At 44.5% G+C, this 26,537-nt stretch carries 22 protein-coding genes and 1 pseudogene; 12 read left to right on the forward strand and 11 right to left on the reverse strand.

Features of this window, described 5'->3' with window-relative positions:
- The 6 genes and pseudogenes from ACUVJL_RS02565 to ACUVJL_RS02590 form a co-directional block, all read left to right on the forward strand.
- Positions 1–119: pseudogene (locus ACUVJL_RS02565) on the forward strand (IS5/IS1182 family transposase); the annotation flags it as partial.
- Positions 120–173: 54 nt separating this feature from the next.
- Positions 174–1,217 (forward strand): restriction endonuclease subunit S, encoded by a 1,044-nt coding sequence (locus ACUVJL_RS02570; RefSeq protein WP_445244429.1) that lies wholly within the window; start codon positions 174–176, stop codon positions 1,215–1,217.
- Between the two features lie 71 nt (positions 1,218–1,288).
- Positions 1,289–1,930, forward strand: a complete 642-nt coding sequence (locus ACUVJL_RS02575) for a type I restriction endonuclease subunit R (protein ID WP_445244411.1) — start codon at positions 1,289–1,291, stop codon at positions 1,928–1,930.
- Between the two features lie 72 nt (positions 1,931–2,002).
- Positions 2,003–2,599 carry a transposase gene (locus tag ACUVJL_RS02580; protein WP_445244412.1) on the forward strand — a complete coding sequence of 199 codons (597 nt, stop codon included), beginning with the start codon at positions 2,003–2,005 and terminating at the stop codon, positions 2,597–2,599.
- 134 nt (positions 2,600–2,733) lie between these two features.
- On the forward strand, positions 2,734–5,418 hold the full coding sequence (locus ACUVJL_RS02585) for a type I restriction endonuclease subunit R (protein ID WP_445244413.1): 2,685 nt from the start codon (positions 2,734–2,736) through the stop codon (positions 5,416–5,418).
- Positions 5,343–5,915 (forward strand): type I restriction enzyme endonuclease domain-containing protein, encoded by a 573-nt coding sequence (locus tag ACUVJL_RS02590; protein WP_445244430.1) that lies wholly within the window; start codon positions 5,343–5,345, stop codon positions 5,913–5,915. The genes ACUVJL_RS02585 and ACUVJL_RS02590 overlap by 76 nt, the downstream gene beginning before the upstream one ends.
- A 67-nt stretch (positions 5,916–5,982) precedes the next feature.
- On the opposite strand, the gene ACUVJL_RS02595 is transcribed toward ACUVJL_RS02590, so the two are convergent.
- The gene (locus ACUVJL_RS02595) at positions 5,983–6,159 is read right to left on the reverse strand and encodes a hypothetical protein (protein ID WP_445244414.1); all 177 of its coding nucleotides are present in this window, start codon (positions 6,157–6,159) and stop codon (positions 5,983–5,985) included.
- A 107-nt stretch (positions 6,160–6,266) separates the two neighbouring features.
- On the opposite strand from ACUVJL_RS02595, the gene ACUVJL_RS02600 reads away from it, so the two are divergent.
- Both ACUVJL_RS02600 and ACUVJL_RS02605 read left to right on the forward strand, forming a co-directional pair.
- A complete protein-coding gene (locus ACUVJL_RS02600; RefSeq protein ID WP_445244415.1) occupies positions 6,267–7,652 on the forward strand; it encodes a hypothetical protein in 1,386 nt (461 codons plus the stop codon).
- A 337-nt stretch (positions 7,653–7,989) separates the two neighbouring features.
- Positions 7,990–8,382: a zinc ribbon domain-containing protein gene (locus ACUVJL_RS02605; protein WP_445244416.1), complete on the forward strand. Its 393-nt coding sequence runs from the start codon at positions 7,990–7,992 to the stop codon at positions 8,380–8,382.
- A 30-nt stretch (positions 8,383–8,412) separates the two neighbouring features.
- Here the strand turns inward: ACUVJL_RS02605 and ACUVJL_RS02610 are convergent, their stop codons facing one another.
- Positions 8,413–8,811 (reverse strand): DUF4342 domain-containing protein, encoded by a 399-nt coding sequence (locus ACUVJL_RS02610; RefSeq protein WP_333128682.1) that lies wholly within the window; start codon positions 8,809–8,811, stop codon positions 8,413–8,415.
- A gap of 703 nt (positions 8,812–9,514) precedes the next feature.
- On the opposite strand from ACUVJL_RS02610, the gene ACUVJL_RS02615 reads away from it, so the two are divergent.
- Together ACUVJL_RS02615 and ACUVJL_RS02620 are read left to right on the forward strand one after the other, a co-directional pair.
- Complete coding sequence (locus ACUVJL_RS02615; RefSeq protein WP_445244417.1) at positions 9,515–12,355, forward strand: AAA-like domain-containing protein; 2,841 nt, start codon at positions 9,515–9,517, stop codon at positions 12,353–12,355.
- Between the two features lie 366 nt (positions 12,356–12,721).
- A complete protein-coding gene (locus ACUVJL_RS02620) occupies positions 12,722–14,311 on the forward strand; it encodes a sensor histidine kinase (RefSeq protein WP_445244418.1) in 1,590 nt (529 codons plus the stop codon).
- A 190-nt stretch (positions 14,312–14,501) separates the two neighbouring features.
- On the opposite strand, the gene ACUVJL_RS02625 is transcribed toward ACUVJL_RS02620, so the two are convergent.
- The 4 genes from ACUVJL_RS02625 to ACUVJL_RS02640 all read right to left on the reverse strand — a co-directional run bounded on the left by ACUVJL_RS02625 (position 14,502) and on the right by ACUVJL_RS02640 (position 18,819).
- Positions 14,502–14,888, reverse strand: coding sequence for a hypothetical protein (locus ACUVJL_RS02625; RefSeq protein WP_445244419.1), 387 nt, complete (start codon positions 14,886–14,888; stop codon positions 14,502–14,504).
- 292 nt (positions 14,889–15,180) lie between these two features.
- A complete protein-coding gene (secF, locus tag ACUVJL_RS02630) occupies positions 15,181–16,149 on the reverse strand; it encodes a protein translocase subunit SecF (RefSeq protein ID WP_445244420.1) in 969 nt (322 codons plus the stop codon).
- Positions 16,150–16,279: 130 nt separating this feature from the next.
- The gene (secD, locus tag ACUVJL_RS02635; RefSeq protein ID WP_445244421.1) at positions 16,280–17,677 is read right to left on the reverse strand and encodes a protein translocase subunit SecD; all 1,398 of its coding nucleotides are present in this window, start codon (positions 17,675–17,677) and stop codon (positions 16,280–16,282) included.
- Positions 17,678–17,835: 158 nt separating this feature from the next.
- Positions 17,836–18,819: an alpha-ketoacid dehydrogenase subunit beta gene (locus ACUVJL_RS02640; protein WP_445244422.1), complete on the reverse strand. Its 984-nt coding sequence runs from the start codon at positions 18,817–18,819 to the stop codon at positions 17,836–17,838.
- A gap of 193 nt (positions 18,820–19,012) precedes the next feature.
- Here ACUVJL_RS02640 and ACUVJL_RS02645 point away from each other — a divergent pair, with 193 nt between their 5' ends.
- Complete coding sequence (locus tag ACUVJL_RS02645) at positions 19,013–19,396, forward strand: Uma2 family endonuclease (RefSeq protein WP_445244423.1); 384 nt, start codon at positions 19,013–19,015, stop codon at positions 19,394–19,396.
- Between the two features lie 115 nt (positions 19,397–19,511).
- On the opposite strand, the gene ACUVJL_RS02650 is transcribed toward ACUVJL_RS02645, so the two are convergent.
- From ACUVJL_RS02650 to ACUVJL_RS02670, 5 genes are all read right to left on the reverse strand, one after another.
- The gene (locus ACUVJL_RS02650) at positions 19,512–20,417 is read right to left on the reverse strand and encodes a glycosyltransferase family 2 protein (RefSeq protein ID WP_445244424.1); all 906 of its coding nucleotides are present in this window, start codon (positions 20,415–20,417) and stop codon (positions 19,512–19,514) included.
- A complete protein-coding gene (locus tag ACUVJL_RS02655; RefSeq protein WP_445244425.1) occupies positions 20,405–21,547 on the reverse strand; it encodes an NAD-dependent epimerase/dehydratase family protein in 1,143 nt (380 codons plus the stop codon). Before ACUVJL_RS02655 ends, ACUVJL_RS02650 begins: the two co-directional genes overlap by 13 nt.
- Positions 21,548–22,149: 602 nt before the next feature.
- Positions 22,150–23,517 (reverse strand): NACHT domain-containing protein, encoded by a 1,368-nt coding sequence (locus ACUVJL_RS02660; protein WP_445244426.1) that lies wholly within the window; start codon positions 23,515–23,517, stop codon positions 22,150–22,152.
- A gap of 32 nt (positions 23,518–23,549) precedes the next feature.
- Positions 23,550–24,728 carry an RNA-guided endonuclease InsQ/TnpB family protein gene (locus tag ACUVJL_RS02665; protein WP_445244431.1) on the reverse strand — a complete coding sequence of 393 codons (1,179 nt, stop codon included), beginning with the start codon at positions 24,726–24,728 and terminating at the stop codon, positions 23,550–23,552.
- Positions 24,631–25,206: an IS607 family transposase gene (locus ACUVJL_RS02670; protein WP_445244427.1), complete on the reverse strand. Its 576-nt coding sequence runs from the start codon at positions 25,204–25,206 to the stop codon at positions 24,631–24,633. Before ACUVJL_RS02670 ends, ACUVJL_RS02665 begins: the two co-directional genes overlap by 98 nt.
- A 76-nt stretch (positions 25,207–25,282) precedes the next feature.
- Between ACUVJL_RS02670 and ACUVJL_RS02675 the strand changes: the two genes are divergently transcribed.
- Positions 25,283–26,344, forward strand: a complete 1,062-nt coding sequence (locus ACUVJL_RS02675) for an SH3 domain-containing protein (protein ID WP_445244428.1) — start codon at positions 25,283–25,285, stop codon at positions 26,342–26,344.
- Positions 26,345–26,537 lie beyond the last annotated feature (193 nt).

The following is a 26,537-nucleotide window of genomic DNA, read 5'->3' on the forward strand; positions in this document are numbered from 1 at the left end:
TTAGAATACTTTCATCAAGATATCGGAATCGAAGAAGGCGCTTCGGATTAAGATTTAATTTGATCGCTGGTATTTATAATTATGAACTTTCTTTAAAGACTAAATTAGAGATCGCCTGAGACTTTCGCAAGAGGTCTATTAAAGAAAAAGACCTCCTAAGAGCTGGTGACATTATCTTTGTCAGGTCTAATGGTAATCGGGAACTCATTGGCAGAAGTTTGTTTATAAAAAATATCCAGGAATCAGTAACCCATTCTGCCTTTACAATCAAACTTCGATTTACGTCTAACCAAGTAATACCGAGATTTTATGCTTATCTGTTCCGTAGCTCATTGATGCGTCAGACTTTTTCAGCACAGGGAAACGGGACAAATATTTCTAACTTGAATCAAGGTATTTTATCTAACCTAGAAGTCCCACTTCCACCTCTCCCCATCCAGCACAAAATTGCTGCGATTCTCTCAGCGTATGATGACCTAATCGAGAATAACACGCGGCGGATTGAGATATTGGAAGAGATGGCGCGATCGATCTACCGCGAGTGGTTCGTCAACTTCCGCTTCCCCAGCCACGAACAGGTGCAGATGGTAGATTCAGAATTGGGGCTGATTCCTGAAGGGTGGGAACCTGTCAAGCTAGGAGACATTGCACAAGACATCCGACGAAGCATTAACCCTGACCTGATTAACCCAGAAACTCCCTACTTTGGATTAGAACACTTACCCAGAAAATCAATCGCGCTTTCAGAATGGGGAACAGCCAGCCAGGTGCAAAGTACAAAATTATTTTTCCACAAAGGCGAGATTCTCTTCGGTAAAATTAGACCCTATTTTCACAAGGTAGGTGTTGCACCAGTTGAAGGGGTTTGTTCATCGGATGCCGTAGTAATTAAAGCTAAAGCTACTGATTACTTTCCAATAGTGCTTGCTTGTGTTTCAAGCGAAGAATTTGTGGCTCATGCAACGCAGACATCTCAAGGTACAAAAATGCCGAGGGCTAATTGGGATGTTCTTATCAAGTATCCAGTTGTAATACCACCACTACCTCTTCTTTACCAATTTAATGAATTTGTGCAAAATACCCTGGCTCAAATTCATAACCTAATCTTCAAAAACAGAAACCTCCGTCAAACCCGCGACTTACTCCTTCCCAGACTCATCTCAGGCGAAATCGACGTAGAAAACCTCGACATCAACACCGACCAAATCGCCGCCTAACCTCATATAATATAGATAGATTCCACCGACACACTCTACCAATAACCCACCCTCGCAAAATTAGAGCAATTATGGTACAGACAAAACCAATCTCAAAAACCATCACCAGCTTAGACAACCTGGAAGAAAGATTTAATCTCCGTCCTACAGAAAACGCACAATTCTTTCCCGAATGGAATCAAAACTTACCCGAACTCACCGACTCAGAAACAGCAGCACTCGACCAAATTAGAAACCGATTTATTCGTCATCGAAAACGCGGGTCATTAGCCGAAGGAACCATCAATCACTTAGTCATTTCTCCCTTATTAACCCTAGCTGGCTTATACGACGAACCCTTCTTTGTCACCACAGAACCCGAAGTTCAACTTTTCCTAGAAGACAGAGACGAAATACTCAGAGGACGCATCGACACCCTGATTATTCAACAGCAACTCTGGGTATTAGTTGTAGAATCTAAATCAACAATCGCCTTTTCTGTGGCCCTACCCCAAGCCCTCACCTACTTGATAGCAAACCCCAACCCAGAACGCCCCGTTTATGGATTAATCACCAACGGTGACGAATTCCAATTTATTAAACTTTTAATCCAACCCAACCCGAACTACGATTTATCTAATATTTTCTCCCTGCTACTCCCCCATCGCAATCAACTTTATGACATTATGCGAATCCTCAAACAAATTAGACAAATAATGATTCAATCATCCTGATTAAAATATCATATTGTACAGACGTTCCGCTGGTACGTCTCTCTCTGTCTCTCTCTCCCCGTAATTACCCTTATGACCTTATACAAAAATAAATACCGAATTGAATCTGCCCGATGTCAGAATTGGGATTACACCTCCAACGGCTATTATTTCGTTACCATCTGCACTCAGAATCGACAATATTTTTTCGGTGATGTTGTGGCCGGCAAAATGCAGTTATCACCTGTTGGTCAAATCGTCGCTGAAGAATGGCAGAAAACAGCAGAAATCCGTTCTTATATCGAATTGGATGAATGGGTGATCATGCCCAACCATCTGCACGGAATTATCATTATCAAAAATCAACCTACACCACCCCTCGTAGAGACGCCCCGGTGGGGCGTCTCCCAACAGGAGGAGGAGACGTTCCACCGGAACGTCTCTACGACAACGATGACGGCAAAATCACGGTTAAAACCCAAATCTGTGGGGTCGATTATCGGTCAAATTAAAACAGCTTGTACCAAACGCATCTGGAAAGCTGGATTTGATGATTTCGAGTGGCAAGACCGATTTTATGACCATATCATCCGAGACGATCGATCTCTGCACAATATTCAGCAATACATTATCAACAACCCGGTTAAATGGGAATTAGACAAAAATAATCCCGCCAATTTATATATGTAAAACCATCCCCATCGTAGAGACGCCCTGCTAGGGCGTCTTCCGTCTTCACACAGAGTTCCAGACGTTCCAGTTCCAGACGTTCCAGCGGAACGTCTCTACAACAATATCGACATCATAAGGAGAAAGATTTCTGCATGAACCCACCCCACCCCGACTCAGAAGCAGCCCTAGAACTCTCAACCATCGCCCTATTTGAAAAACTCGGCTACACCACAGCCAACTGCTACAGCGAATGGAATAGCGGAACCAGCAACTTAGGGCGAGAAACCAGAAGCGAAGTAGTGCTCATCTCCAAACTACAACCAGCCCTAGAAAAACTCAACCCTCACCTCCCCAAACCAGCAATTAACCTCGCCATTGACGAACTGATCCGCGACAGAAACGCCCTCACCCTCGCCAACGCCAACCAGGAAATTTACAACCTCCTCAAAGATAGAGTAACAGTCACCTACCGCAACGACGACGGCGAAGAAATCACCGAAAACGTCACCGTCATCGACTGGAAAAACCCCACCAATAACAACTTTTTCCTCGCCTCCCAATTCTGGATTACCGGGGAACTGTACCCCCGCCGCCCCGATTTGATCGGCTTCATAAACGGCATTCCCCTGATATTTATCGAACTCAAAGCCTCCGAAGAACGAGTCGAACTCGCCTATCAAAATAACTTCTGCGACTACCGAAAAGAAATCCCGCAATTATTTTGGTACAACAGCATCGTCATCCTCTCCAACGGTAGCATCAGCAAAATCGCTAGCCTCACCGCCACCTGGGAGTATTTCTCAGACTGGAAAAAAATCAATAACGAAGGCGAACAAGGCATCATCTCCCTGGAAACCATAATTCGCGGAACCTGCGACAAAACCAAACTCTTAGATATAGTCGAAAACTTCACCTTATTTAGCGAAGAACAAGGCAATTTAATCAAACTCGTAGCCAAAAATCATCAGTATCTCGGCGTGAACAATTGCCTAGAAGCCGTACAAAACATCCGCGAAAATCAAGGCAAACTAGGCGTTTTTTGGCACACCCAAGGTAGCGGCAAAAGCTTCTCCATGCAGTTCTTTTCCCAGAAAGTCCACCGCACAATTACCGGAAACTGGACATTTGTAATTATCACCGATCGCGACGATTTAGACAACCAAATCTACAAAAACTTTGCCAAAACCGGCGCAGTCACCGAACCCGAACAAAATGTCCGCGCCAATAGCGGCGAACACCTCAAACAACTATTGACAGAAGACCACCGCTATGTATTCACATTAATTCAAAAATTCCGCACCCACAAAGGCGAAACCTACCCCAAACTTTCCGATCGAGATAATATCATAGTCATCGCCGACGAAGCCCACCGTTCGCAATACGACAGTTGGGCGGCCAACATGAGAACCGCATTACCCAACGCCGGGTTTATCGGCTTCACCGGGACACCCTTACTCGTGGGAGAAGAAGCTACCAAGCGCGTATTTGGCGACTACATCAGCATCTACAACTTCCGCCAATCCATCGAAGACGGCGCCACAGTTCCCCTCTTCTACGAAAACCGCACCCCCAAACTCGAACTCACCAACAGCGAACTCAATGAACAGATAGCCGATGCTATAGAATCAGCAGACTTAGATGAAGCCGAAGAGAATAAACTCGATCGCGAATTTGCGCGGGAATTACACCTGATCGCGCGAGAGGAACGCTTAGAGGAAATCGCCAAAGATATAGTCAGTCACTTTTTAGGGCGCGGCTACCAAGGTAAAGCAATGGTTGTCTCGATCGATCGCTTCACCGCTGTTAAAATGTATAACAAAGTCCAGCACTATTGGCAACAGCAATTAACTGATTTACAAAACCAACTCCTCACCGCCAACACCAGCAAACAAGAACAGCTAACCGCCCAGATTCAATACATCACCGAAACCGACATGGCCGTTATCATTTCCTCCTCCCAAAATGAGGAAGAAATCTTTAACAAAAAAGGCTTAACCATCAAACCCCACCGCCAACGCCTCGCCAAAGAAAAACCCGGATTAGACGAGAAATTCAAAGACGCGAATAACCCCCTGCGAATCGTCTTTGTCTGCGCGATGTGGATGACAGGATTTGACGCGCCCAGTTGTTCCACCATCTACCTCGACAAACCGATGCGAAACCACACCCTGATGCAAACAATCGCCAGGGCGAATCGCGTGTTTGGGGATAAAGTCAACGGGCTGATTGTAGACTATATCGGTGTTTTCCGCGACTTGCAAAAAGCCCTAGCAATTTACGGTTCCGCCTCCGGTGGCGATGTCAGAGAAGGCGACACGCCGGTACAATCGAAAGCCGCCTTAGTCGATGAATTGAGAAGTGCGATCGACCTTACGCTACAATTCTGTACTGAACGTGGCATCGCTTTTGACAAAATCCAAACCACCACCGAATCTTTCGCCCGTACCAAACTCTGGAATGATGTTGTCGAAGCCATCCTCATCAACGACGATTCCAAACAGCGATATCTAGCACTAACTCAGAACGTTAACAAACTCTACAAAGCCATTCTCCCCGACCCAGCAGCGGGCGAGTTCAATCCTAGTTTATATGCTTTTGCGGAAATTACCAAGCGCATCAAACAGCTAACCCCACACTCCGACATTACCGAAGTCAAAGCCGCTGTTGAAGAAATCCTCGATCGGTCGATCGGTACTTTAACATATGTCATTCCCGAATCCCGAGACGTTCCACCGGAACGTCTCTACTCGATCTGGGCCAGATTGACTTTGACGCCCTCAAAGCCCAGTTTGCATCGGGTTACAAACACACCGAAACAGAGAAACTTAAAGGCATAATTAGTAGTCAATTAACCCAGATGCTACGCCTCAACAAAAGCAGGATGAATTACTTAGACAAGTTCCAGCAAATGATTGATGAATATAATGCTGGTTCCCGCAATGTCGAGATATTTTTTGCCGATTTGGTCGAGTTTGCCCAAGAACTCAATATTGAGGATAAACGTGCAATATCCGAGAATTTGGCAGAAGAAGAATTAGCAATTTTTGACCTGTTGACCAAACCAGATATTACTTTAACCGAGAAAGAAAAGCTGGAAATCAAGAAAGTAGCAAAGGAGCTTTTGTCAACCCTCAAGCAAGAAAAATTAGTGTTAGATTGGCGCAGGCGACAGCAAACCAAGGCAGCAGTTAAAGTGGCGATCGAGGATATTTTAGATCGACTACCCGACAGCTACTCAACCGAAGCGTATCAGCGCAAATGTCAAGAGGTTTACCAGCACGTCTACGAATGTTATTCTGAGGCAGGGCGCAGTATTTACACCACAGCGGCTTGAAGCTGGTTTAAATGCCACCCACCCACAGCTTTTGTCAAAAATTCATCAAAAATTTATCAAAAATTTATCAAGGCTTTACCAACTCTTTGTCACCTTTACTGTAAGTTATGATACCGATCGCCAAAGTTGCCAGAATCTCCACAAATCCAGAATGGTTAATATTTAATTTCCCTATCTCCCTCCCTCTTCCTCCCTGTTTCCTTCCCCCCTCTCCCTGTTTCCCTCGCCCCTCTCCCTGTTTCACCCTAAAATTTGCAATTTTAGGGTGACAAATCATGGCAGGATCGTAGCGTGTTTTGATACCATGCAATCAAACGCAAGACAATCAGGGACTGCACTGGAGGTGCGTAAATGGAGCTTTTCGTAGAACAAAAACGGTGCTTGGATTGCTTGGTAAGCTCGATCGAGCAATTGGGAGGTCAAGTAGACATTCCAAAGCTGGAGCAGATAGCTGAGCTAATCATTCAAACGATGAGAGGGCCTTGGCGCTACTTTCACACGTCGGAACACATTTTTGAGGTCGGGGGGTCAGTCGATCCGATCGAGGTGCTGGCTGCGCTGTTTCACGACCTCGTGTACGTGCAAGTCGATCAGGGTGTAAGTTTCAATATTAGCAGCGCCCTTTCTCCTTTTGTCAAAGAGGTGCGATCGCAGTTAGTTATTAGAGATGAAACCGAACTGCCCGACGATGCCATGTATGAGTTGGTGGCCTCAGTATTTGGGTTTATTCCCGGCAAGGCTCTGTCTCCGTTTGCCGGCCAAAACGAATTTTTGAGTGGCGTTATTGCTGCCAAATCTTTGGAGGCTTTTTTGCCAGCTAGTACGATCGCCGAAATTGTCGCTTGCATCGAAGCTACTATTCCTTTTCGTCCGGTTTCGCCCAGGGGTTTGACTGCGATCGAACTTTTGCACCAGCGTTTGGTAAGTGCGAATCGCGATTTTAACTTCGGATGGAGCGAGGCCCAAACCATAGAAATTGTCAAGCGAGCGGTCAGGTTAGCAAATCGGGATGTAGAGAATTTTGCCTCTCCAAATTCCTCTAATTTCTTAGACAATACCTGGAACTTGATGCCAGAAACCAACCACGAATTGAGCAATGTCAATTCCTATACTGTTGGTGGATATCGCAGGTCTCTGCAAAAAATGGAAGGATTTTTGAACTTCCTCAAACCCGAACTGGTTTTCCAGCAGTTTATGCAAGAGCCGGACGATGAAACCTACGCTAACCTGATTGCCAGAACTCGAAAAAATATCGCAGTTGCTAAACTTTATCTGGGTATCAAGCTAATTACCATCGCCATTTTAGAAGCTCTTTCCTTACGTTTAGGGCGCGATATTCCGCTTTCAACTATGATGGGAGAATTGCGCGCACCAGGATTTCAAACATCTGTTTTGGAGGATTACTTGCCCAACAGACAGATCGCCTATGCCTTAGAAAATCAGTTGCAAAAAGAGGTGTTAAATTTGTTAGCAATAGGACGAAATCAAGAATCTCCCTACGATATTAAAAACTCTCCCGTAGCTACGTTTATTATCAAATCTATCGGCTTTGCTGAAACTGAAAACTTTTTGAAGAAAGCTCACGAGTTTTTTGCAGGTCATATTTCCTCGGAAGAGTTTCTCTCTTACTGTGCTCCCGATGTAATCGACACCATCACCTCCGGGGTGATGAAACTCTTTGACAGCAGGAAGAGGGCTTTAGGGAAAGTTAAATTAGCTCACCCAACTCTTTCTTAGGATAGGTTGGCACAATCTTAAAACGCTCTCGATCGCAGAACCTAATTATGTAAGGTGCAACCTAAGCACCTTACAAAAAAGTGGACGGAAAGCGGAAAGCTCAGCATAAGATACAGCAAAAGCGCGAGGCTCATCAGTGGTGGGTTGCCAATAAAATTTTCCGTAAATCTGATGCTGTCGCCGTCGAAGACTTGCAAATTAAAAATATGATGAAGCGGTGCAAACCCGTTGCTTCTGAAACCGGGCGATTCTTGCCCAATGGTCAGGCAGCAAAACCTGGTTTAAATCGTGCCATTGCTGACGCCAGTTGGTATGCGTTACCCAAAAACTTGAATATGTGGCTGCAAAGTCAGGCAAGAAACTATACAGAGTTGACCCTCGGCATACCAGTCAGACTTGCAGTAAGTGTCGCCACGTGGATAAAGAGAGTCGCAATGGTGAAAAGTTTATTTATACCAATTGCGGACATATCGACGATGCTAATTTACAACCTGCAAGCAATGTACGGAAAAAGGCAATAGAAACCTCTGGTTTGACTATTGCCAAAAGATTAAAAAAGGTACGGCGGGACTCGTCGAAACCTGTGCAATTGAGTCTTTTTGAGATTGAATTGCATGAACACTTATCAGACAACACGCTGCCATCAAAAGGCTCTCCGGCGTGTGGGCTCTTCCCCCAGAGAGAGAGCCTTCTGTTGTCGCTCTGGGATGTTAAGGAAGTAATTTCTTAAGAATCGAGGGCGTTTTTAGACCTGAGAGTTTCACTCGGTTCTTTCAATGATGATAGTCAAGTGAGCGACTAATGCACCGATCGCTCCTACTGCTGCAATGACTGGAAACAACGCCGCACCGATCACTCCGCCGACTACTCCCACCGTCAGAGGAAGTTCTACCAAGATCCGTCCCTCTTCATTTTTGATAATGATGCGGCGGATATTGCCTTCGTCAATCAGTTGTTTAACTTTAGCAACCAAATCGTCGCCGTTAATTTTCAACTCCTCAACGCTAACTTTTTGCTGAGTATAAGCAGGGGTTTCTAAAGGAGTCGTTTCAAAATTAACCTCACTAACTTTGTCGGCAGCAATTTTTTCAGATACAGGTATAGATTCTAGCTCTCTTGTCCCGACTGGTTCTTGTACGCGCTCTGTAGGTGTGTCCATTTTTTGTTCTCCTTTTAGGTAAAAGTATTTTTGTATAGAATTATATTGAAACATAACACGCAACTTTTTGTCGATCAATCATTCTTTTGGGTGATATTGCTGCTGCTGTCGTGCTTTTCTCTGTTCATCTTTGACAATCAAGCAATTTGGTCACCAGCGCCCCGATTTATCCGTGGAGCGAGAAAAAAACTCCGAATCCTCTTCACTTGCCCCCGGATCGATCGGTAGGGTCAATTGTAAAATTTAAAATCTAAAATCTAAAATCTAAAATCTAAAATCGATTGACGGCGATAGCCTAAAAGCCGTCCTCCGTGGGCGTTAGCTGCCGACTCCCCTTGTGCCGCAAGGTTAAGTGTCTGCTTCTTTTGCGTCGCACCGCCCCACCCTTAAAAAACATCCAATCGAGACAGCCAAAGGATGAGAGCGACATTCACACTCTCAGAGACTCAGACTCAAAAAGTGTACAGGTTGAAATACTGACATCGTACTGAAAGTGGGATCGTCGGGCCGTATATAGAGTTAGCACATCAAGCCCTTGCAAATCGCACATGGAAACTGTCGCTTACTTTCCTCAAATATCATTTCAATTTAGCGAGAGTGCGATCGCCCTCGCCTGCTTGAGCCCCCCCGAGGTTCCTCAAATCAACATCAAGCAGAGTTTCTAATGACAATTGCCTAAAATCAAAGGGAAGGAGAAGTAATAATGAGCGAAATATTGTCGCAACCAAACCAAGTTCCTCAAATTGAAGTGGAGGTTGAGGAAAAGTCGGGTAAAATAGAATTATTTCCTTCTGCATCTCCTTTATTCTCCGTGTGCGATTTGCCAGCGACAGAATTTGAATATCAAGTTGGCGGAAGTTTACCGGCGAATGCTCCTACCTACGTCACCAGAGCAGCCGATCGCGAACTTTACGACTCGTTAAAAGCCGGCGAGTTTTGCTACGTGCTCACCGGGCGGCAAATGGGAAAATCGAGTCTGCGGGTGCAAACAGCGCGCCGCTTGCAAGCAGAAAACACCGCCTGCGGGATTGTTGACATCACAGGAATTGGGACTGCCCAAATAACTCCCGCGCATTGGTATGCCGGCTTTACAGCCACTCTCGCCAACAGCTTTAAAATTAAGATTAATGTCAGGACTTGGTGGCGCGATCGAGAACACTTGCCGCCAGTCGTCAGATTAAATGAATTTATCGAACAGGTATTGCTTCCTTCTTGCGATCGCAATATCGTTATTTTTATCGATGAAATTGACAGCATTCTCTCCCTCAACTTCTCCAGTGACGACTTTTTTGCAATGTTGCGCGGCTGCTACAACAAACGCGCCGAAAATCCCGAATATAACCGCCTGACTTTTGCCTTATTTGGAGTCGCGACTCCTCAAAATTTAATCTCTGACAAAACCCGAACTCCGTTTAATATAGGTCGCGCCATTGAACTCAAAGGATTTGAGCTTGCAGAAGCCACACCTTTAGCTCAAGGATGGAGCGAAACCAGAGAAAATTCCTTAGAAATTCTCAAAGAAATATTAGCCTGGACGGGAGGACAGCCATTTCTCACTCACAAGATTTGTCAATTAACTGCTCAGAAGTTAGCAGCCGAAACCAGCAGCGACTCGAATCGCTCCGCCAACTGTCAATTATTCATTGCCGAATTAGTGCAGTTGAGTACATTGGAAAACTGGGAATTTCAAGACGAACCCGAACACCTAAAAACAATTCGCGATCGCCTCCTGAGAAATCCCCAGCGCACCGGCCGTTTGCTGGGACTTTACCAACAAATTTTAGCCAACGTGACTCTCCCGAACCAGACAGAAAAACCAGCAGCAGAGTTAAGCTATCTTAGCCCCCAGGCCGAGGGGTTGGCTTCGGGATCTGAAGACAGTTCCGAAAAAATGGAACTGTTACTCTCTGGTTTAATCGTCAAAGACCAAGGAAAACTGAGAGTTTACAACCCAATTTACGCCTCTGTTTTTAACCGAGAATGGATACACCAAGAATTAGCAAAGCGCAGGCCTTACTCCGAGTCGATCGTCGCTTGGGAAGCATCCAACCATAGCGACACTTCCCGCTTGCTGCAAGGCAGAGCTCTCGCAGAAGCGTTAACCTGGGCAGCAGACAAAAGTTTGGGCGATCGTGATTATCAATTTCTATCAGCTAGCCAAGAATTAGAAAATCGGGAAGTTCAAAGAGCTTTGGAACTAGAAAAAGCAGCCTCACAAATATTTGCAGAGGCAAATTTAGTATTGACTCAAGCTCAGCAAAAAGCCAAGCGAACAGTCCAATTAAGTTTGTTCGCACTCGCTGCAATTTCCGCAATCTCTGCTAGCGTCGTCGGGCACGCGCAGCGAGTTGCCACTCGTGCTGACACTCAAAAAAAACAAGCGATAATTACCCAAATTGAAGCGCTTAAATCCACCGCCGATATTTCCCTAAGCTACGACCAGCTAGGAGCTTTAATCGCAGCAGTCAGCGCGGCAAAAAAAATGCGAGAAATAGAAGTTTCCCCAGCGCTAAAAGCACAGACAGTAAATATACTGCACCAAACGCTAAATGCAGTCCGAGAACGCAATCGTTTGGCTAACGGACACACGGCTAGTTTCAGCTTGGATGGCAAGTTAATTGGGAGTGCGGGTGACAACTTTACTGTTAAAGTTTTTCAGCCCAACGGCAAACAGATTTTGAGTTTGCCCGGACACAGCAATTCAATTACTGAAGTGGTTTTTAGTCCAGACAGTCAGTTAATTGCTTCTACAAGTTTTGACAATACTGCCAGGATTTGGCGTAGGGACGGAACTTTACTGCAAATTTTGAAAGGACACCGAGATTTAGTTTGGAGCGCGAGTTTTAGCGCAAATTCCCAACTAATTGCTACTGCCAGTTCAGATAAAACTATTAAGATTTGGAGTACAGGGGGCGTTTTGCTGCAAACTTTAAAAGGACATACTAGACCAGTTACATCAGTCAGGTTCAGTCCCGACGGCAATATGTTGGCTTCCACCAGTCAGGATCGAACTGTCAAACTTTGGAAACGCAGCGGGGAAACACAGTTTCGACTTGAGAAAACTCTTTTAGGACACGGAGATGAAGTGTGGGGCTGCAATTTCTCCCCTGACGGCGAGATGATTGCCTCTGCGAGTCACGATTGGAAGGTGAAACTTTGGAACACCCGCGGCAAGTTGCTCAAAACTCTAGACGATTCTACAGCAGGTTTGGGTAGTGTCAGTTGGAGCGCCGATAGCAAGATGCTCTCCGGGGGCAGTATGGACGGTAACGTGAGACTTTGGCGCCCTGATGGCACTTTGCTGCAAACTTTTAGGGCACATCAAGCCGATGTGTGGAGTGTGAGTTTTAGTCCCGATCGCACAACTTTAGCATCTGCCGGGAAAGATTCGTCCGTGAAGCTTTGGAGTCTCGATGCTGCTAAAGTAGAAGCTGCAGAAGTTGACAAATTGCTCGCAATCGGCTGTCGCTGGCTTGGAGACTACCTGCAATACAATCCCCGCGTTGAGAGCGATCGGCATTTGTGCGAAAAAACTGACAATTGAGATATATTGGCAATTGCCCGAAACCGGTTTTGCCTGAATTCTAAAAGTGGGCGATCGGCTGCTGATTTGTCGCTAGTCTTGTTTTATTGTAATATAATTTTACGCAAGGGGTAATAGCAAATGTACTGTCACAGGTGGCAGAGGTCTATCCATCGTCAGCAAATTAATGTCATCAAACATTAAAAATAGTTAGGACTGCTATATTCGGATTAGTAGAATCTTGGATAGATAATATTTACTACATCGTCAGGTTTTACAGGGGTGTCTGCTATTAAATTCATCTAACCTGCAATATCATTTCGGGTGACACCAGCACGATTTAAGGCAAAAAAAATCATGCTGAATTAACTGGATTGGAGCGAGCACATGGGAGTTGATGACCAAGCTATAAAAAGATTAGAAAATGCAGTTCAAATAGTACGCAATAGTCCAGCCGCCAACCGCTACTGCCAATTACCAAAGGAGGGTGCAGTGTATGAAAATGACGGGTTGAGTCCCCTGAAATCGCCACTTGGTTTGCGATCGACTCTACAGGAATTAACCCTCTACGATTTTTTCCTAGAGTCTGAGTGTCCGGGGGACGAAGTTGCTAAAATTTTTCAGGCAAACCCTTTACTTCCCGGGATCATCATCACTCAGGAAGGAAAGTTTACAGGGATGATTTCGCGGCGGCGTTTTTTTGAACACATGAGCCGCCCCTACAGCTTGGAGTTATTTTCTCAACAGCCTTTGTTGATACTCTACCACTTTACTAAAACTGAGATGTTGGTTCTCGATCGCAAAACGTCAATTATGACGGCAGTGCGGCAGTCTTTGGAGCGATCGCCCGAACTAATCCACGAACCAATTGTAGTGCAGGTTGAGCCGGATCATTACCAACTTTTAGACGTGCACGAACTGCTACTTTCTCAGTTGCAAATTCACGAGTTAGCAACCGTGGCGATGCGGGAATCGCAAGCACAATTGAGGCACCAAGCTCAACAGCTAGAACTTGCCCTGCTGGAACTTCAGCGCACTCAAACTCAACTAATTCAAACAGAGAAAATGTCTTCTTTGGGGCAGTTAGTAGCAGGAGTAGCTCACGAAATTAATAATCCGATCGGCTTTATCTACAGCAATGTGCACCACGCTAAAGAGTACACTCAAGGCTTAATTCGGATGCTCGACATCTACCGGCAGCACTGTCCCGAATCCATCGCAGCAATTGAAGCGGAATCAGCAAAACTCGAACTCGATTATTTGCTGGAAGACTTGCCGAGAGTGTTAAATTCCATGCAGCAAGGTGCAGAAAGAGTGCGCGACATCGTTTTGTCGCTGCGGAATTTTTGCAGGTTAGACGAAGCTCAAATGAAGCAGGTCAACATTCACGACGGTATCAACAACACGATTATGCTTTTGCAAAGCCAGCTTAAAGGGAAACCCGGCCAGGAGGCGATCGCAATTCACAAAGAATACAGCGACTTGCCGCTGGTGCAGTGCTATCCCGGACAGCTCAATCAGGTATTTATGAATATTTTACTTAATGCCATTTACGCTCTTGGTGAGTGGAACAAACACCAAAATGTCGAGAAAACAAGCCAGAAAAAGTCCCAAGCAGGCGACCAAAAAGATTCCTGTACAAATACTCAATCATCAATTTCTAACTCTACCAGCCTGATTCCTGCCATTCGGATTCGCACGGAGTTAAGTGAGAGAAAAAAGGTAATAATTAAGATTTCTGACAACGGGCCTGGCATGACAGAAGATGTTCGGAAGCGGTTGTTTGACCCTTTCTTTACTACTAAACCTGTCGGTCAAGGAACCGGTTTGGGACTCTCGATTTGCTATGAAATTATTGTGAACCAACACGGTGGGGAATTGAAGTGCTTTTCGGAACCCGGAAAAGGAGCAGAATTTGCGATCGAGATTCCCCTTCAACAGTCTCCCACAACACAGATTTTACCTCGCTTTGCGTGATACAGCACAAGGAAGTTCGGCAACGAGGAATGTAGGAGATTTAACGGATTTAAAAGAATTACCACCTACGCAGCGGTGGCCAGAAACCGGGTTTTTTCACCCTTATATTTGGTTGCAGCCCGCACACGGGCTCCAAAAACCCGGTTTCTTAGGTGGGAGTGCGTCCACCACTGAAGAATAAAGCCCATCGCTAATGCGAACCTTTGCAAACCCACTTCCACAAAGGATGACTCGGCCCCTGTTGGCGAATGCGGCGCACTTGTTGTTCCAAACCCTGTTTTTCCCGCAGGGGCAATCCTCGCACCATATTGCGACTTTGCCAAGTGAGCACTCCTAAAGTCATCCCCAAGCACAAACCCAAACCGAGAGTCGGCCAGCGATGAAAAGATAAACCGTAGCGCACCGCCGCCCAAGTAAAGTGTTCTAACCACAAACCGATTTCGCGGCGCAAACCCCAAATGCTCAAAGAACCGACGCTAATCCACAGCAATATAACAGTTAACCAGCGGCCGTAAACTGTTAGTTTGTGAAGCCTTTGGACTTCTATTTGAAAATTTGCATCGCTTTCATTAGTCATTAGTTATTAGTCATTAGTCATTAGTTATTAGTCACCCGTCATACCAAATCCGACTTAAATACCCGCTTTATCTCTTAGTCCGCTTGGAGTGGACGAAAGTTTGACTCTTAAGCGATTTCAATATCCGAATCATAAAGTGGGTAACAAACCCGGATCTAGTATCATGTCGTTTTTACTGGCATCGGAATCATAATTTTTTGATTGCAGAAAACCTGAGGACTTTAGTCCTCACTACAAGCACCTTGATTACGGTTAATTGACCCGACATGATATGACTGATGAGCAATGACAATTAAACTTCCTCTGACGAGTTGATGGCTTCTACAGGGACAGCGATGGAGTTGCCCGTGCGACTGCGCCACCAAGCCAGCAGCGTGCTGGCAATGAAAATACTCGAATACGCACCAGCAATAAAGCCGACAATCAATGCTAAAGCAAAGTATTTGAGGGTTTCGCCGCCAAACAAAAAGATTGAAAACAATGTCAGCAGCGTTGTCATCGTCGTGTTAATTGACCTTCCCAGGGTCTGCATGACAGCATCATCGACAATTTGATTGATCGACTGTCCCGGATTTAGCTTGATTACTTCGCGCACGCGATCGTAAATTACCACTGTATCGTTAACAGAAAAACCGATAATTGTCAAGAGCGCGACCACAAATAAACTGTCAACTTCCACTCCTTGAACTAAACCCAAAAACGAGAAAACACCAAGAGTAACCAACACGTCGTGGAAGAGAGCAACGAAAGCAAAAAAGGCATAATCCAACTGAAACCGGAATGTTAGATAAACCGTAATTCCAGCAAAGGAAAGAAATAAAGCCAACAATCCCGAAGTAAACAACTGTTTGCCGAGGGTAGGCCCAACCGTATCAATTTGAGTAGATTGAGGAGCAAAAGCGCCTATTTTTTCGCTCAATGCTGTTTGCAACTTAGTCCGCTGTTCGACATCCAAAGTTTTCGTTCGTAACGATAAACCTCGCTGTTCTTTGCCGATAACTTGAATGCTGCTGCCACCTAAACCTTGGGTGTCCAGGACTTCGCGGACAACAGCAAGATCGATGGGTTTACAATTTTCCGGTTTCGTGCAGTCGAGTTCAAATTGCAGCCGAGTGCCACCAATAAAATCTAAACTGGGCCGCAGCGGTGCGCGGATATCGGGACGAGTCCAAGAAATTGCCATCGACACTATACCTGCAAGGATTATAGCGGCGGAAATACTCCACCAGAGCGATCGCTGTTTGATAACACTGAATTTCATAATTTGAACGAAGAGGGAAGTTCGGCAACGAGCAATGTACGGGATGTAATGGATGGAAGAAGGAAGGAAGGAGTTAGTTAAAAAACAGTCAACACTCAACAGTCAACAGTCAACAGTCAACACTCAACAGTTAACTATTAGCAGTTTTCGACAAATCGGGACAGAACCACTGAGGTTTCCGCAATGCTGGAAAGCTCAATACTACGAACAGCAGACTGCGGCTGCAAGTGAGCGCAGTAAACATACTCACTAGTACGCCCAATGCCAGAGTTACAGCAAACCCTTTAACTAAACCTGCGCCCAACCAGAACAAAGCAGCACAAGCAATAACTGTTGTGACGTTGCCGTCTAAAATGCTGGAAAAAGCGCGGTAAAAACCCGATTCGACCGATCGATAAAGCGATTTCCCCGCCCGCAACTCTTCCCGCGTGCGCTCAAAAATCAGCACGTTAGCATCCACTGCCATCCCGATGCTGAGCACAAAACCAGCAATTCCCGGCAGGGTTAATGTCACTCCCAAAAGCACGAAAGCTGCCCAAGTTAACAGAGCATAAATTAACAGAGCAATATTGGCAATTACGCCGGGGAGTCGATAGTAGGCAACCATGAAAATCAAGACTAAAACTAAGCCGCCGATACCTGCGTTAATACTGCTTTGAATGCTGTCTTTACCCAAGCTAGCGCCGATCGTGCGGTTTTCTACAATTTCGACAGGCACAGGCAAAGCGCCACCGCGCAATTGCACTGCCAAATCGTTGGCTTCTTGCGTTGTAAAGTTGCCTTGAATTACGGCACTCCCACCAGTAATTCCTGTTTGGGCAAATTCAACGCCGACGACTGGAGAACTGATCATTCTTTCGTCTAGGAAAATACCGATACTGCGTCCGGTGCCGGCTAAATTTTTCGTTAGTTGGGCAAATAGTTCGCCTCCAGGGGTATCGAAAACGAGAGCAACGTTCCAGTTGTTCCCAGAGGTCAAGGGTTGAGGTTGAGCGTCTTTGAGGTTTTCACCACCGAGTCCGCTGCTTTTGAAGAGTTTGGCGATCGCCTCATTGCTTCTTTTCAAAGCAGCCTGATTTTCTTTAATTGCTGCCTCATTGTTGCTAGTTTTCAATTCTGCTTGTTTGGCGAGTAATTCCTGCTGCAACTGCCTTTCAATAGCTAATTGTGCTTCTGTTCCCGGCAGTTGTTCCTGAAATTCTAGCTTGGCCGTGCCGCCCAAAACTCGTTCTGCTTGCTGCGGGTCATTTACTCCGGGCAACTGAACGAGAATTTGGTCTTCTCCTACTGTTTGCACTAATGCTTCGGAAACGCCCAAACCGTTGACGCGGTTTTCGACAATCCGCCGCACTGCTTCTAACATTCCCTGGTCTATTTTGGGAATTGTGGGGGTAGTTTTTACCTGAATTGTGAGTTGCGACCCTCCTTGCAAGTCTAATCCCAGCCGCGTCGGAATTGTTACTATTACAGTAATGGCGGCGATGATTAAAACCAAAATTAGGGCTAATATTGAACGTTGTTTTTGCATAGTTAATTATTAGTCATTGGTCAGTTGGCAGTTGTCAGTTGGCAGTTGGCGGTTGGCAGATTTTAGTCAACAGTCATCAGTCAACAGTCAACAGTCATCCGTCAACAGTCATCAGTCAACAGTCAACAGTCAACCAATGACTACTGACTAATCACTATTTATACTCGCAAAGCTACCATTTTTTGGACGGCTTCGACAATTTGAGTGGGCTGGACAATTGTCAGTCTTTCCAAATTGCCGTTGTAAGGTGTGGGAATATCTTGTGAAGACAGGCGCAAAACCGGTGCGTCGAGTTCGTCAAAAAATCGATCGCTGATTGAGGCAATTAGTTCGGCACCTATGCCTCCTGTTTTCATGCACTCCTCTACAATAATTACTTTGTGAGTTTTGCGAATGGATGCGCCAATTGTCTCCATGTCCAGGGGTTTGAGAGAAATTAGGTCGATTACTTCTGGATCGTAACCTTCTTTTACCAGTGCGGGCACGGCTTGTATGACGTGATGCCGCATCCTGGAATATGTCAAGATTGTGACATCTTTGCCCGATCGCACGATTTCTGCTTTGTCCAGCGGCACTAAATATTCTGTTTCTGGCAAATTTTCTTTGAGGTTGTAAAGAAGGACGTGCTCGAAAAACAGAACGGGGTTGTCGTCGCGGATGGCTGATTTTAAGAGTCCTTTGGCGTTGTAGGGAGTCGAACAGGCGACTATTTTCAAACCCGGTACTGCTTGGAAATATGCTTCTAGGCGCTGGGAGTGTTCCGCGCCGAGTTGCCGGCCCACGCCGCCTGGCCCGCGAATTACCATTGGCATTTTGAAGTTGCCGCCGGATGTGTAGCGCAGCATTCCGGCGTTGTTGGAAATTTGGTTGAAGGCCAGCAGCAAAAAGCCCATGTTCATGCCTTCGATGACCGGCCGCAGTCCCGTCATTGCTGCGCCTACTGCCATACCCGTAAAGCTATTTTCGGCGATCGGGGTGTCGAGCACTCTAAGTTCGCCGTATTTGTTGTAGAGGTCTTTGGTGACTTTATAGGAACCGCCGTATTGACCTACGTCTTCGCCGAGTACGAATACGGCGGAGTCGCGGGCCATTTCTTCGTCTAACGCCTCACGGAGGGCGTTGAACAATAAGGTTTCTGCCATAGTAGGTGAAGCAATGATTGCAGGAGGGTCAGATTAGAATCTTAACCTTTTGGGGGTGTGGATGAGGAGGCGATCGCAAATTTGACCGTTAAGACTTGAGATTTTGCCAACATCTATCATAACATTTGTATTCTGTCAATTTATTTTTAAGTTAAAATAATACTAACTTGCCTGCCCACAGCAGAGGAATATTATGCTCCAGACAAAAACTGAACTAACTCTGGAAGAGTTTCTCGTTGTTGGCGAAGGAGAAGGCGATATTACCTACGAACTTATTGACGAGCAAGCAGTACCGAAGATGTCACCTAAAAAATTTCATTCTCGCCTCACCCGAAGTCTAATAAAACTCCTCGAACAGTGGGGTGAGGAACGGGGAGAAATTGGTGTAGAATGGGCGGTAAGATTAACTAGACTGGGGCGAGACTGGGTGCCAGTACCAGACCTTTTATGTTTTTCTTACGAACGCTTATCTCCTGACTGGAATCAAGATGAAGCCTGTCCTGTAGTCCCAGAATTAGTCATCGAAATTATTTCACCCGAACAAACTTTCGGTCAGTTACTTGAATCGCTGGAGTAACATTAGGGATCGGAAAACTAGGAATTTCGCCCGGTTCCCAATCCATAACCAAGTCATAATCTAGATATTGCTGGAGACTATATTCACTGCTTTTCATCCGTTTATACCTCATCATTTAGTAAAATAAACCCTGCCAAAAAGATTTGTGCAGAAGTAAGAATGTTTTGATATTTCGCGGCCACCTCCCAGTTAACCAAAAACTTATATTTATTTTTATATAATAGTAAATTATATAAAAATAAGCATAAATTGTTTTTTGTTTCTTGAGGTAATAGATGTTATTTCTAGTTGTATATTGTATATAAAAATCACCGTACTTAGATTCGGGATTACCTCTTTTTGATTTAGTCAAACTACCCACTTTGTGATAAAATTTTATCCAAGGTACATAGAGCATTGTATGCCTTCCATCTCTCCAAATGCGATAAAAGAAATCTGTATCATCAGCATAAACGAAATACTTTTCGTCCATGACACCAATATCTGCAAAGACTTCTTTTTTGATTAACGTACAACAGGTGGGTGCATACTCTACTTTTTCAAGAGAGTTATATTGTTCTAAATCTTTTTCATTAATTCCTCTATGATGCGCTATGTAACCGTTTCTTTTATTAAAAAAGCCACCAGCATACCAGATCGTATCTGGAGACAAATGATACATCATTTTGGGAGTAGCAATGCTGCAATTGTTTTGCTTAATTACTTCCAGTAACTTGGAGAGCAAAGTTTTCTCAAATACAGTATCGTTATTAATTAACAAGATGGAATCGCAGCCCTCTTCTAAAGCCAATTGAATTCCTTGGTTGTTGGCGCCTGCTACTCCTAGATTAGCTGTATTTTTAATAACGGTTATGCGACAATCGTCCCACTCTTCAAGTTTATTTAATGTCCGATCTTTGGAAGCATTATCTATGACGTAAAGGCTAAAGTTTTCGTAAGTTTGTGCCAGCAAAGATTTCAAAAATTCTTCAATTACCTCCTCGCTGTTGAAGGTAACAGTCACTACTCCTATCTTATCCATTGTTTCAAAATCCCTTTTGTTTTTAGTTCTTCGAGCGATTTTTCGTAGCCATTGCTATGAATTTCCTGAGTTTTCACCCATTCGACAAACTTCGCTACACCTTCACTGAGACTGTATTGGGGTTCAAACCCTAGTTTCAGTCTGATTTTTGACAAATCGGCATAATTGTGACGGATATCTCCTACTCTAAAATCACCGCTGATCTGAATTTTAGTCTTGACATTATATTGTTCTTGAAGTGTCTCGGCAATTTTCAATATAGATATTTTTTCTCCAGTACCTACGTTAAAAATCTGATTATTTGCTTCATCTTTCTCGAGGCCCCTAATCGTAGCCTCAACCACATCGTCTATGTAAACAAAATCCCTAACTTGATTCCCATCTTCAAAAATATTAAGATCATTGCCCTTTAACATGATGGTCGAAAAAATCGGCAAAATGCCCGTATATGTATTGGCAAGTGATTGTCCTATTCCGTAAACATTTTGGTATCTAAATATGACTGAAATAATATCTATTGAATTGCATATGTTGATTACCATTTGTTCCTGACATTGCTTGGTAATAGCATAAATAGATAAGGGACTTGGAGGTGATTCTTCGTCAGTGGGAAGCAAATCTATAGGCTGGTTGCAAATAGGACATTTGAGTTCAAAGTCACCATTTAGTAAGTCTGCGTATTGGCGAAGTTTGGGATATACATCCTTGTGGGTGGGGCAATAATATTTTCCTTCTCCATAAATTGATCTGGATGATGCCAAAACAAATTTTTTGACGCAGTTATTGCTGTTAACAAGGCTGTCCAGGAGAGTTGCCGTACCTCTAACGTTTACATCTACATAATTTTCAACTTGATACATCGATTGTCCTGTGCCTGTTTCAGCAGCCAAATGAACTATCACATCTTGATTTTTAACTGCTTTTAAACAAACGTCTCGATCGCGTATATCTCCTTTGATAAAATGAGTAAAATTTTGCAAAAATTCAGATAATGAGGTGTTGTAACTATTTCCATGTATCTGAATTGATAAATTATCTAAAATAGTAACGTTCCAACCTTTTTTCAAAAATTGAACAGCTAAACTTGAGCCGATAAAACCAGCTCCACCCGTGATTAAGATGTTTTTCATTATGTTTGATGCTTTGACACAACTCAGTCACTTATTATAGCTGGAGCCTTTACTGCTACTTTTATTCCTGACTCAGCACAGTAGTTTCTGCCTAGCCACACCATTTCAATACTCAAACTGCCACAAATAACCGCAGATGAGGAATAATACTTTACGAAGAATAGGAATTAAAGATTAACTCTCAATACACTAAAGCATTATTATTAACTTTACAAAAAAAAATATATTTCTTTACATGAATGTCTCACGATCGCTTTCCCTAACTTCAAAATAGGTCTAAATTTTGCCATTTTGGTAGATTTGTAATCTTAAATCCGCGTCGAACAACCCTGTTTTGCAAAGACTGTAAATTGCCCCCCCGCAACGAGATCGCCGGCTCTCTAGTCCACGCATCGTGAGGCTGTGATACCAAATCCTAGTTAGCCACCCCCTTGATGATTCGGTCGTTGAAAGGGCGATCGCGGGGGGGATTTCCCTGACACAAACTTTCGTGCGCAGGTACGCGGCCATGCGGACTAAAGAATAAAGGGGTAGTAGACCCGGATTTGGTACGATCTGATGTCCGGAGGCTCGCTTACTATACAGCTTACTTATTGAGGTATTTACATTTCAGAAAAATGTTTTTCCAATAAATCGTGAATAAATCGATAGCGCCGATCGCCAGTTTTTTGCAGCAACAAGCGATCGCCCGCAGCATCGAGAAAACGCCTGTAATCCCAAGGAATGTAGCCCTTCGACCACAGCACGAGGTGCAATATAAACCTTTCAATCCCCGGAATTCCCGGCAACAAAGCACTAATTACCGCAGCAACAGCACCGGCAATTACTCCCCAAATCGACCCGGAGACTAGGCTGGCAATTAATCCCAAAATCACCCAAATCAGCCCGCCAACCAGCTTAACTCCAAACTGATACTTGCGCCGTTCCTCGTCTGTTTGCAGCCAGCTAGACGGTATGCGATCGAGGTAAAATTCTTGAATTCCTTGCTCTTCCATCCTTCTGGCCAACCATCCCAGCCAGTGGCGAATTTGTTCCGGCCGCAGTTCCTTACCTCTGGGATACTGCTTGACTTCCCGGGTCATTTGGTGGCGAATATAGGCAGTTAACAGATATTTGCGCTGTTCTTCTGCAGAAGTTATGCGCTTCCAAGATTCGATTAAAATATCTTCATAAGCCAGAGCCATCATGCTCAAAAGCAAGGGGACTTTGGCAAATTTCAACAACTCCGGCTCGCGCTCAATGCTGTACCAAAGTTCGCGGCTTCGGGCTTCTAGCAGATAATTTTGAATTTGAGTTTCTGTTAAAGGTTTCAATAAAACCGCTGCTTGCAGGCGAAATCTAGTATCGCAGTTTTTGTAAGCTTCAAAACTGCTGCAAGCTACTAAATGTTTGGGCTTCAATTCGCTTTCAACAAACTGATTGATTGCTTGAATGCAGATATTTTGGCGGTGGGTTTCTACTTCGTCCAAGCCGTCGAGGAGAGGCAGCAATTTTTGTTCGGCAAGCCATTTTTTGCCGACAGCAGGAGAGATGCGGTATTTGAACTGAAGTTGAGCAATTAACCAATCTGCGATCGCCCCGGATTCTGCTTTCCACGATCCGAGTTCAAACAGCACTGGTACTGGTAAACTAGCATCTTTTTGGGCGCGAGAAACTAACACCCGAGCTAATTCTAGCAGGGTCGTAGTTTTGCCGGAACCCGTCGCTCCCAAAATTACCAATTTGCCGCCGGTGCGCGAGAACACTTTAGCAACGCTTGCTTTGGGAGGAAGCCGAAAACTCGGACGGTTGCCGGCTTTGACTTCCACATCCCAACAGCGGTTAACACCCGTTGGCGGCGAGTCTTGGCTGAGGTTAGCTAGCACAGCAGCGTGCAAAGACTGCCCGAGGCCTGCTTGGACTTCCTGCTTCACCTCCTCCAACAATCGATCGCGGGGCGGTTGTAATCTCAGAGGAATGAATCTTGACATTTTAGTTACCGATACTTTTTTGCTAACAAATGCTAACAAACATATAAATTAAGAGAATCTCTTAACAAAGGCGTATCAACCAATGCCCGAAGGAAAATCCCACGAGCACCGTTTAAATCCCGATCCATCTTCAACCCAGTGGCTGCGGACAAGATAGTTCTTGCCCCACCTAGCTTTTGGACAATTTCGCCCGTCCATGAAACAGTCTTTGATGTATATGCTTCGTTGCAATCAATCACAAGTTTTGAATTTTCCCAAGCTTTCCACTTGAGAAAGGTTTTAAACTCATAATGACTTAGGGTTAACATTTGTCTAACCGTTTTATTTCTTAATTTGCGACGTGACTTGGATACCATCTGAGAAGTCTCAAATGTGGGCAGTACAATCACATCAAAATTATCAACCAAGAATCTAGCTACCTTATGATGTAACTCTTTAATCAAATTCTTAATTTTGCAACGAAGCCTACTGGCTGCTTTCTTGAATCTTCTTTTTTGCTGACTAGAAGCTTGAGAAATCTTTGACACCAATTTGTCCAAACGAAAACATAATTTCTGAACATACAAATTAGAATCATTTCCTAGCCAGCCATAAGAATCTTCACCAAAAAAAGTCATGAACGTGCGAACACCGGGATCTAGGGCAACTAGCCGACCTTGTTTATCAGTCTTAACTTGTTGCACTTCTTCAGAGATCATCAGGTAATACTCGCCATAGGCAAGAGTCAGCCTGCCATCACTGAAAGTCTGAGGCAAAGCTTCATTTAATGAACACTTGCCTAGAATCGAATGGTAAATACCACAGTTTTTTATGGCGGATTTTGGCACATAGATAGACTGCTTGGTATCTTTTTTGCTGCGAAATCTACACTTACGAATTTGACCATCTTTCTTGAATCCCTGTTTGGCTGCTTTAACTGCTGAGCAAGCATCTTTGATGGCAATTGATTTAATTTGGAAAGGTACAGACTTTGCCCATTCTGGCAAACTGTTGAGTATTCCGGTTTTGATTACCATCCAATTAGCTTTCGTCCCTGGTTCTTGCAAGTATTTGATAGTCGTGTTGTAGACAAAACGACTAACGCCAAACCATTGTTTGATTAATGCTTTTTGTTCAGAATTTAGGAATAGACGGATCTTCCTTGATTTTCTTGCTATAATTTCTGAGTCCGTGCATTCTGCAACTAAAGACGTGAAGGATGGCGAGAAGATCGTTTGTGAGTTCGGTCTCGGGGCAGTGAACAATTCGGTCGAGAACCACGATTTTTCCACCGTTTTGTTCGGCCATAAACTGGAATAGTTCAAATCCGAATCTACACAATCTGTCGCGACAGGCAAGAACAATTGTGAGCTGATCGCCCCGCATAAATCTGACCAGTAGGGCTTGCAATCCTTTCCTTTTAAAGTTGAGTCCTGAGCCGATATCTTGGATGATTTCGGCGTCTGGATATTGCTGCTGCATGAATTCAACTTGTCTTGCGAGGTCGTCTCGCTGCGAAGCTGAACTAACTCGGCAGTAGCAAACAATGGTAGTTCTAGTTGCACCGCGCTGATAGGACTCGACATCGTAAAGTCTTTGCCCTGCTTCGTTTTTGATGCTTTTGATCTTCCCTTCATCTGCGTATTTTCTTAAGGTATGGGGATGCAAGCCCAGAAATTCGACCGCTTTCCTGAGTGGTACGTATGGCATGGAGCAAATAGTAGCATATATAAGTGAATATAAGCAAATTATTTACTGTTGCTCAACCTCGCGCTGAACGCTTACCTTGCCAGATTTGCGCGAAAATGATCCAAAGCAAGATTACCATCAGTACAGGCGTCCAGTATATATTGGCTCAAATTATGGCGGCAATTATCCAGGTAAAATTTTATATAAAAATCCTGACCCAGCGGCTCGCACTAGGTATTTTCACTATAAATTAACTGGCGATCGCCCCAACTCCCAAACAAAAATTATTAGTATAAATAATACAGAGAGGTCAATTATGCCATTTACTTCTACCCAAATCATCATCACAGGCTTAGCAGGAGTGGCAACAGCGGTGGGAGTTGCTGTTGCAACTATACAGTCGGGTGCGATGAAACCATCCAATCCTCCCCTTCCAGAATCGCCGGCATCCACCAAAAACCAGATTGCAGCGGTGGCGGCGAACAACCCCGAATCTGGGCAACCAGAACCTCTGCAAGCAGCAACCCAGCCTGCAGAATCTCCCCCATCTCAATCTCAACCAGCCAAAACCCCAGCAGTTCAACCCTCGCTAGTTGCAGAAGTCTCTGGACCAAAAGTTGGGCCAGTAATGGTCACACCGCCAAATTCGGGTTGCAAAATCACGCAGGCTATAGTCAGCGATCCGAATCCACCGCTAAATGTGCGATCGAACCCCCAAGTAAGGGACAGCCAAATAGTAGGAAAACTTAATAATAATACCTTTGTTTCCGTCGCCGAAGAACAAAACGGCTGGTTGCGAATTACCGATCCGCCAGGTTGGATTGCCAAAAACCGCACCGAAAGCAGTTGTTCTAACGTCAACCAGCAGATTAATTTTCTACCGGGAGGAGATGAGGCGATCGTCAAAGGTCGAATTATCGGCGGCGGCAGTCATTCTTACATAATTCGCGCCGCTAAGGGTCAAACTATGACTGTTAGGAATCGGAAAGATGTTTTCCCCCAAATTATAGCTCCGGGTGGCGAACTTTTAGCAGGAAATCCTTATGAAGGCAATGAAACAGAGTGGAGTGGAAAAGTGCCAGTTACTGGCAATTACACATTACAACTAGACTCAAATTTCCGGGGGTACGAATACGAATTTTCGGTAAAATTGCGATAAGTTTTGTGACCTATGTAGGGACACGGCAGTGCCTACCCGGATCTGCGACTTTTAATAAGTAGTCAAACAAAATTAATTACACAAATCAAATAATATGATATACTAAAAACATCAAGTTTTATTTAAAGAGGTTTTATATGTTTTTACTTCGAGACATTAATCCACTTTCATTGAAATTGCTAAACCGAATTTA

Source organism: Microcoleus sp. OTE_8_concoct_300, from assembly GCF_031383065.1.
Taxonomy (GTDB): Bacteria; Cyanobacteriota; Cyanobacteriia; order Cyanobacteriales; family Microcoleaceae; genus Microcoleus.

Bases quoted from the DNA above. Each gene is read 5' to 3' on its own strand.
- secD (WP_445244421.1), bottom strand. From the start codon at position 17,677: ATGCAAAAACAACGTTCAATATTAGCCCTAATTTTGGTTTTAATCATC.
- ACUVJL_RS02670 (WP_445244427.1), bottom strand. From the start codon at position 25,206: ATGCCATACGTACCACTCAGGAAAGCGGTCGAATTTCTGGGCTTGCAT.
- secF (WP_445244420.1), bottom strand. From the start codon at position 16,149: ATGAAATTCAGTGTTATCAAACAGCGATCGCTCTGGTGGAGTATTTCC.
- ACUVJL_RS02600 (WP_445244415.1), top strand. From the start codon at position 6,267: ATGGAGCTTTTCGTAGAACAAAAACGGTGCTTGGATTGCTTGGTAAGC.
- ACUVJL_RS02620 (WP_445244418.1), top strand. From the start codon at position 12,722: ATGGGAGTTGATGACCAAGCTATAAAAAGATTAGAAAATGCAGTTCAA.
- ACUVJL_RS02625 (WP_445244419.1), bottom strand. From the start codon at position 14,888: ATGACTAATGAAAGCGATGCAAATTTTCAAATAGAAGTCCAAAGGCTT.
- ACUVJL_RS02645 (WP_445244423.1), top strand. From the start codon at position 19,013: ATGCTCCAGACAAAAACTGAACTAACTCTGGAAGAGTTTCTCGTTGTT.
- ACUVJL_RS02610 (WP_333128682.1), bottom strand. From the start codon at position 8,811: ATGGACACACCTACAGAGCGCGTACAAGAACCAGTCGGGACAAGAGAG.
- ACUVJL_RS02650 (WP_445244424.1), bottom strand. From the start codon at position 20,417: ATGGATAAGATAGGAGTAGTGACTGTTACCTTCAACAGCGAGGAGGTA.
- ACUVJL_RS02655 (WP_445244425.1), bottom strand. From the start codon at position 21,547: ATGAAAAACATCTTAATCACGGGTGGAGCTGGTTTTATCGGCTCAAGT.
- ACUVJL_RS02575 (WP_445244411.1), top strand. From the start codon at position 1,289: ATGGTACAGACAAAACCAATCTCAAAAACCATCACCAGCTTAGACAAC.
- ACUVJL_RS02640 (WP_445244422.1), bottom strand. From the start codon at position 18,819: ATGGCAGAAACCTTATTGTTCAACGCCCTCCGTGAGGCGTTAGACGAA.
- ACUVJL_RS02585 (WP_445244413.1), top strand. From the start codon at position 2,734: ATGAACCCACCCCACCCCGACTCAGAAGCAGCCCTAGAACTCTCAACC.
- ACUVJL_RS02580 (WP_445244412.1), top strand. From the start codon at position 2,003: ATGACCTTATACAAAAATAAATACCGAATTGAATCTGCCCGATGTCAG.
- ACUVJL_RS02660 (WP_445244426.1), bottom strand. From the start codon at position 23,517: ATGTCAAGATTCATTCCTCTGAGATTACAACCGCCCCGCGATCGATTG.
- ACUVJL_RS02615 (WP_445244417.1), top strand. From the start codon at position 9,515: ATGAGCGAAATATTGTCGCAACCAAACCAAGTTCCTCAAATTGAAGTG.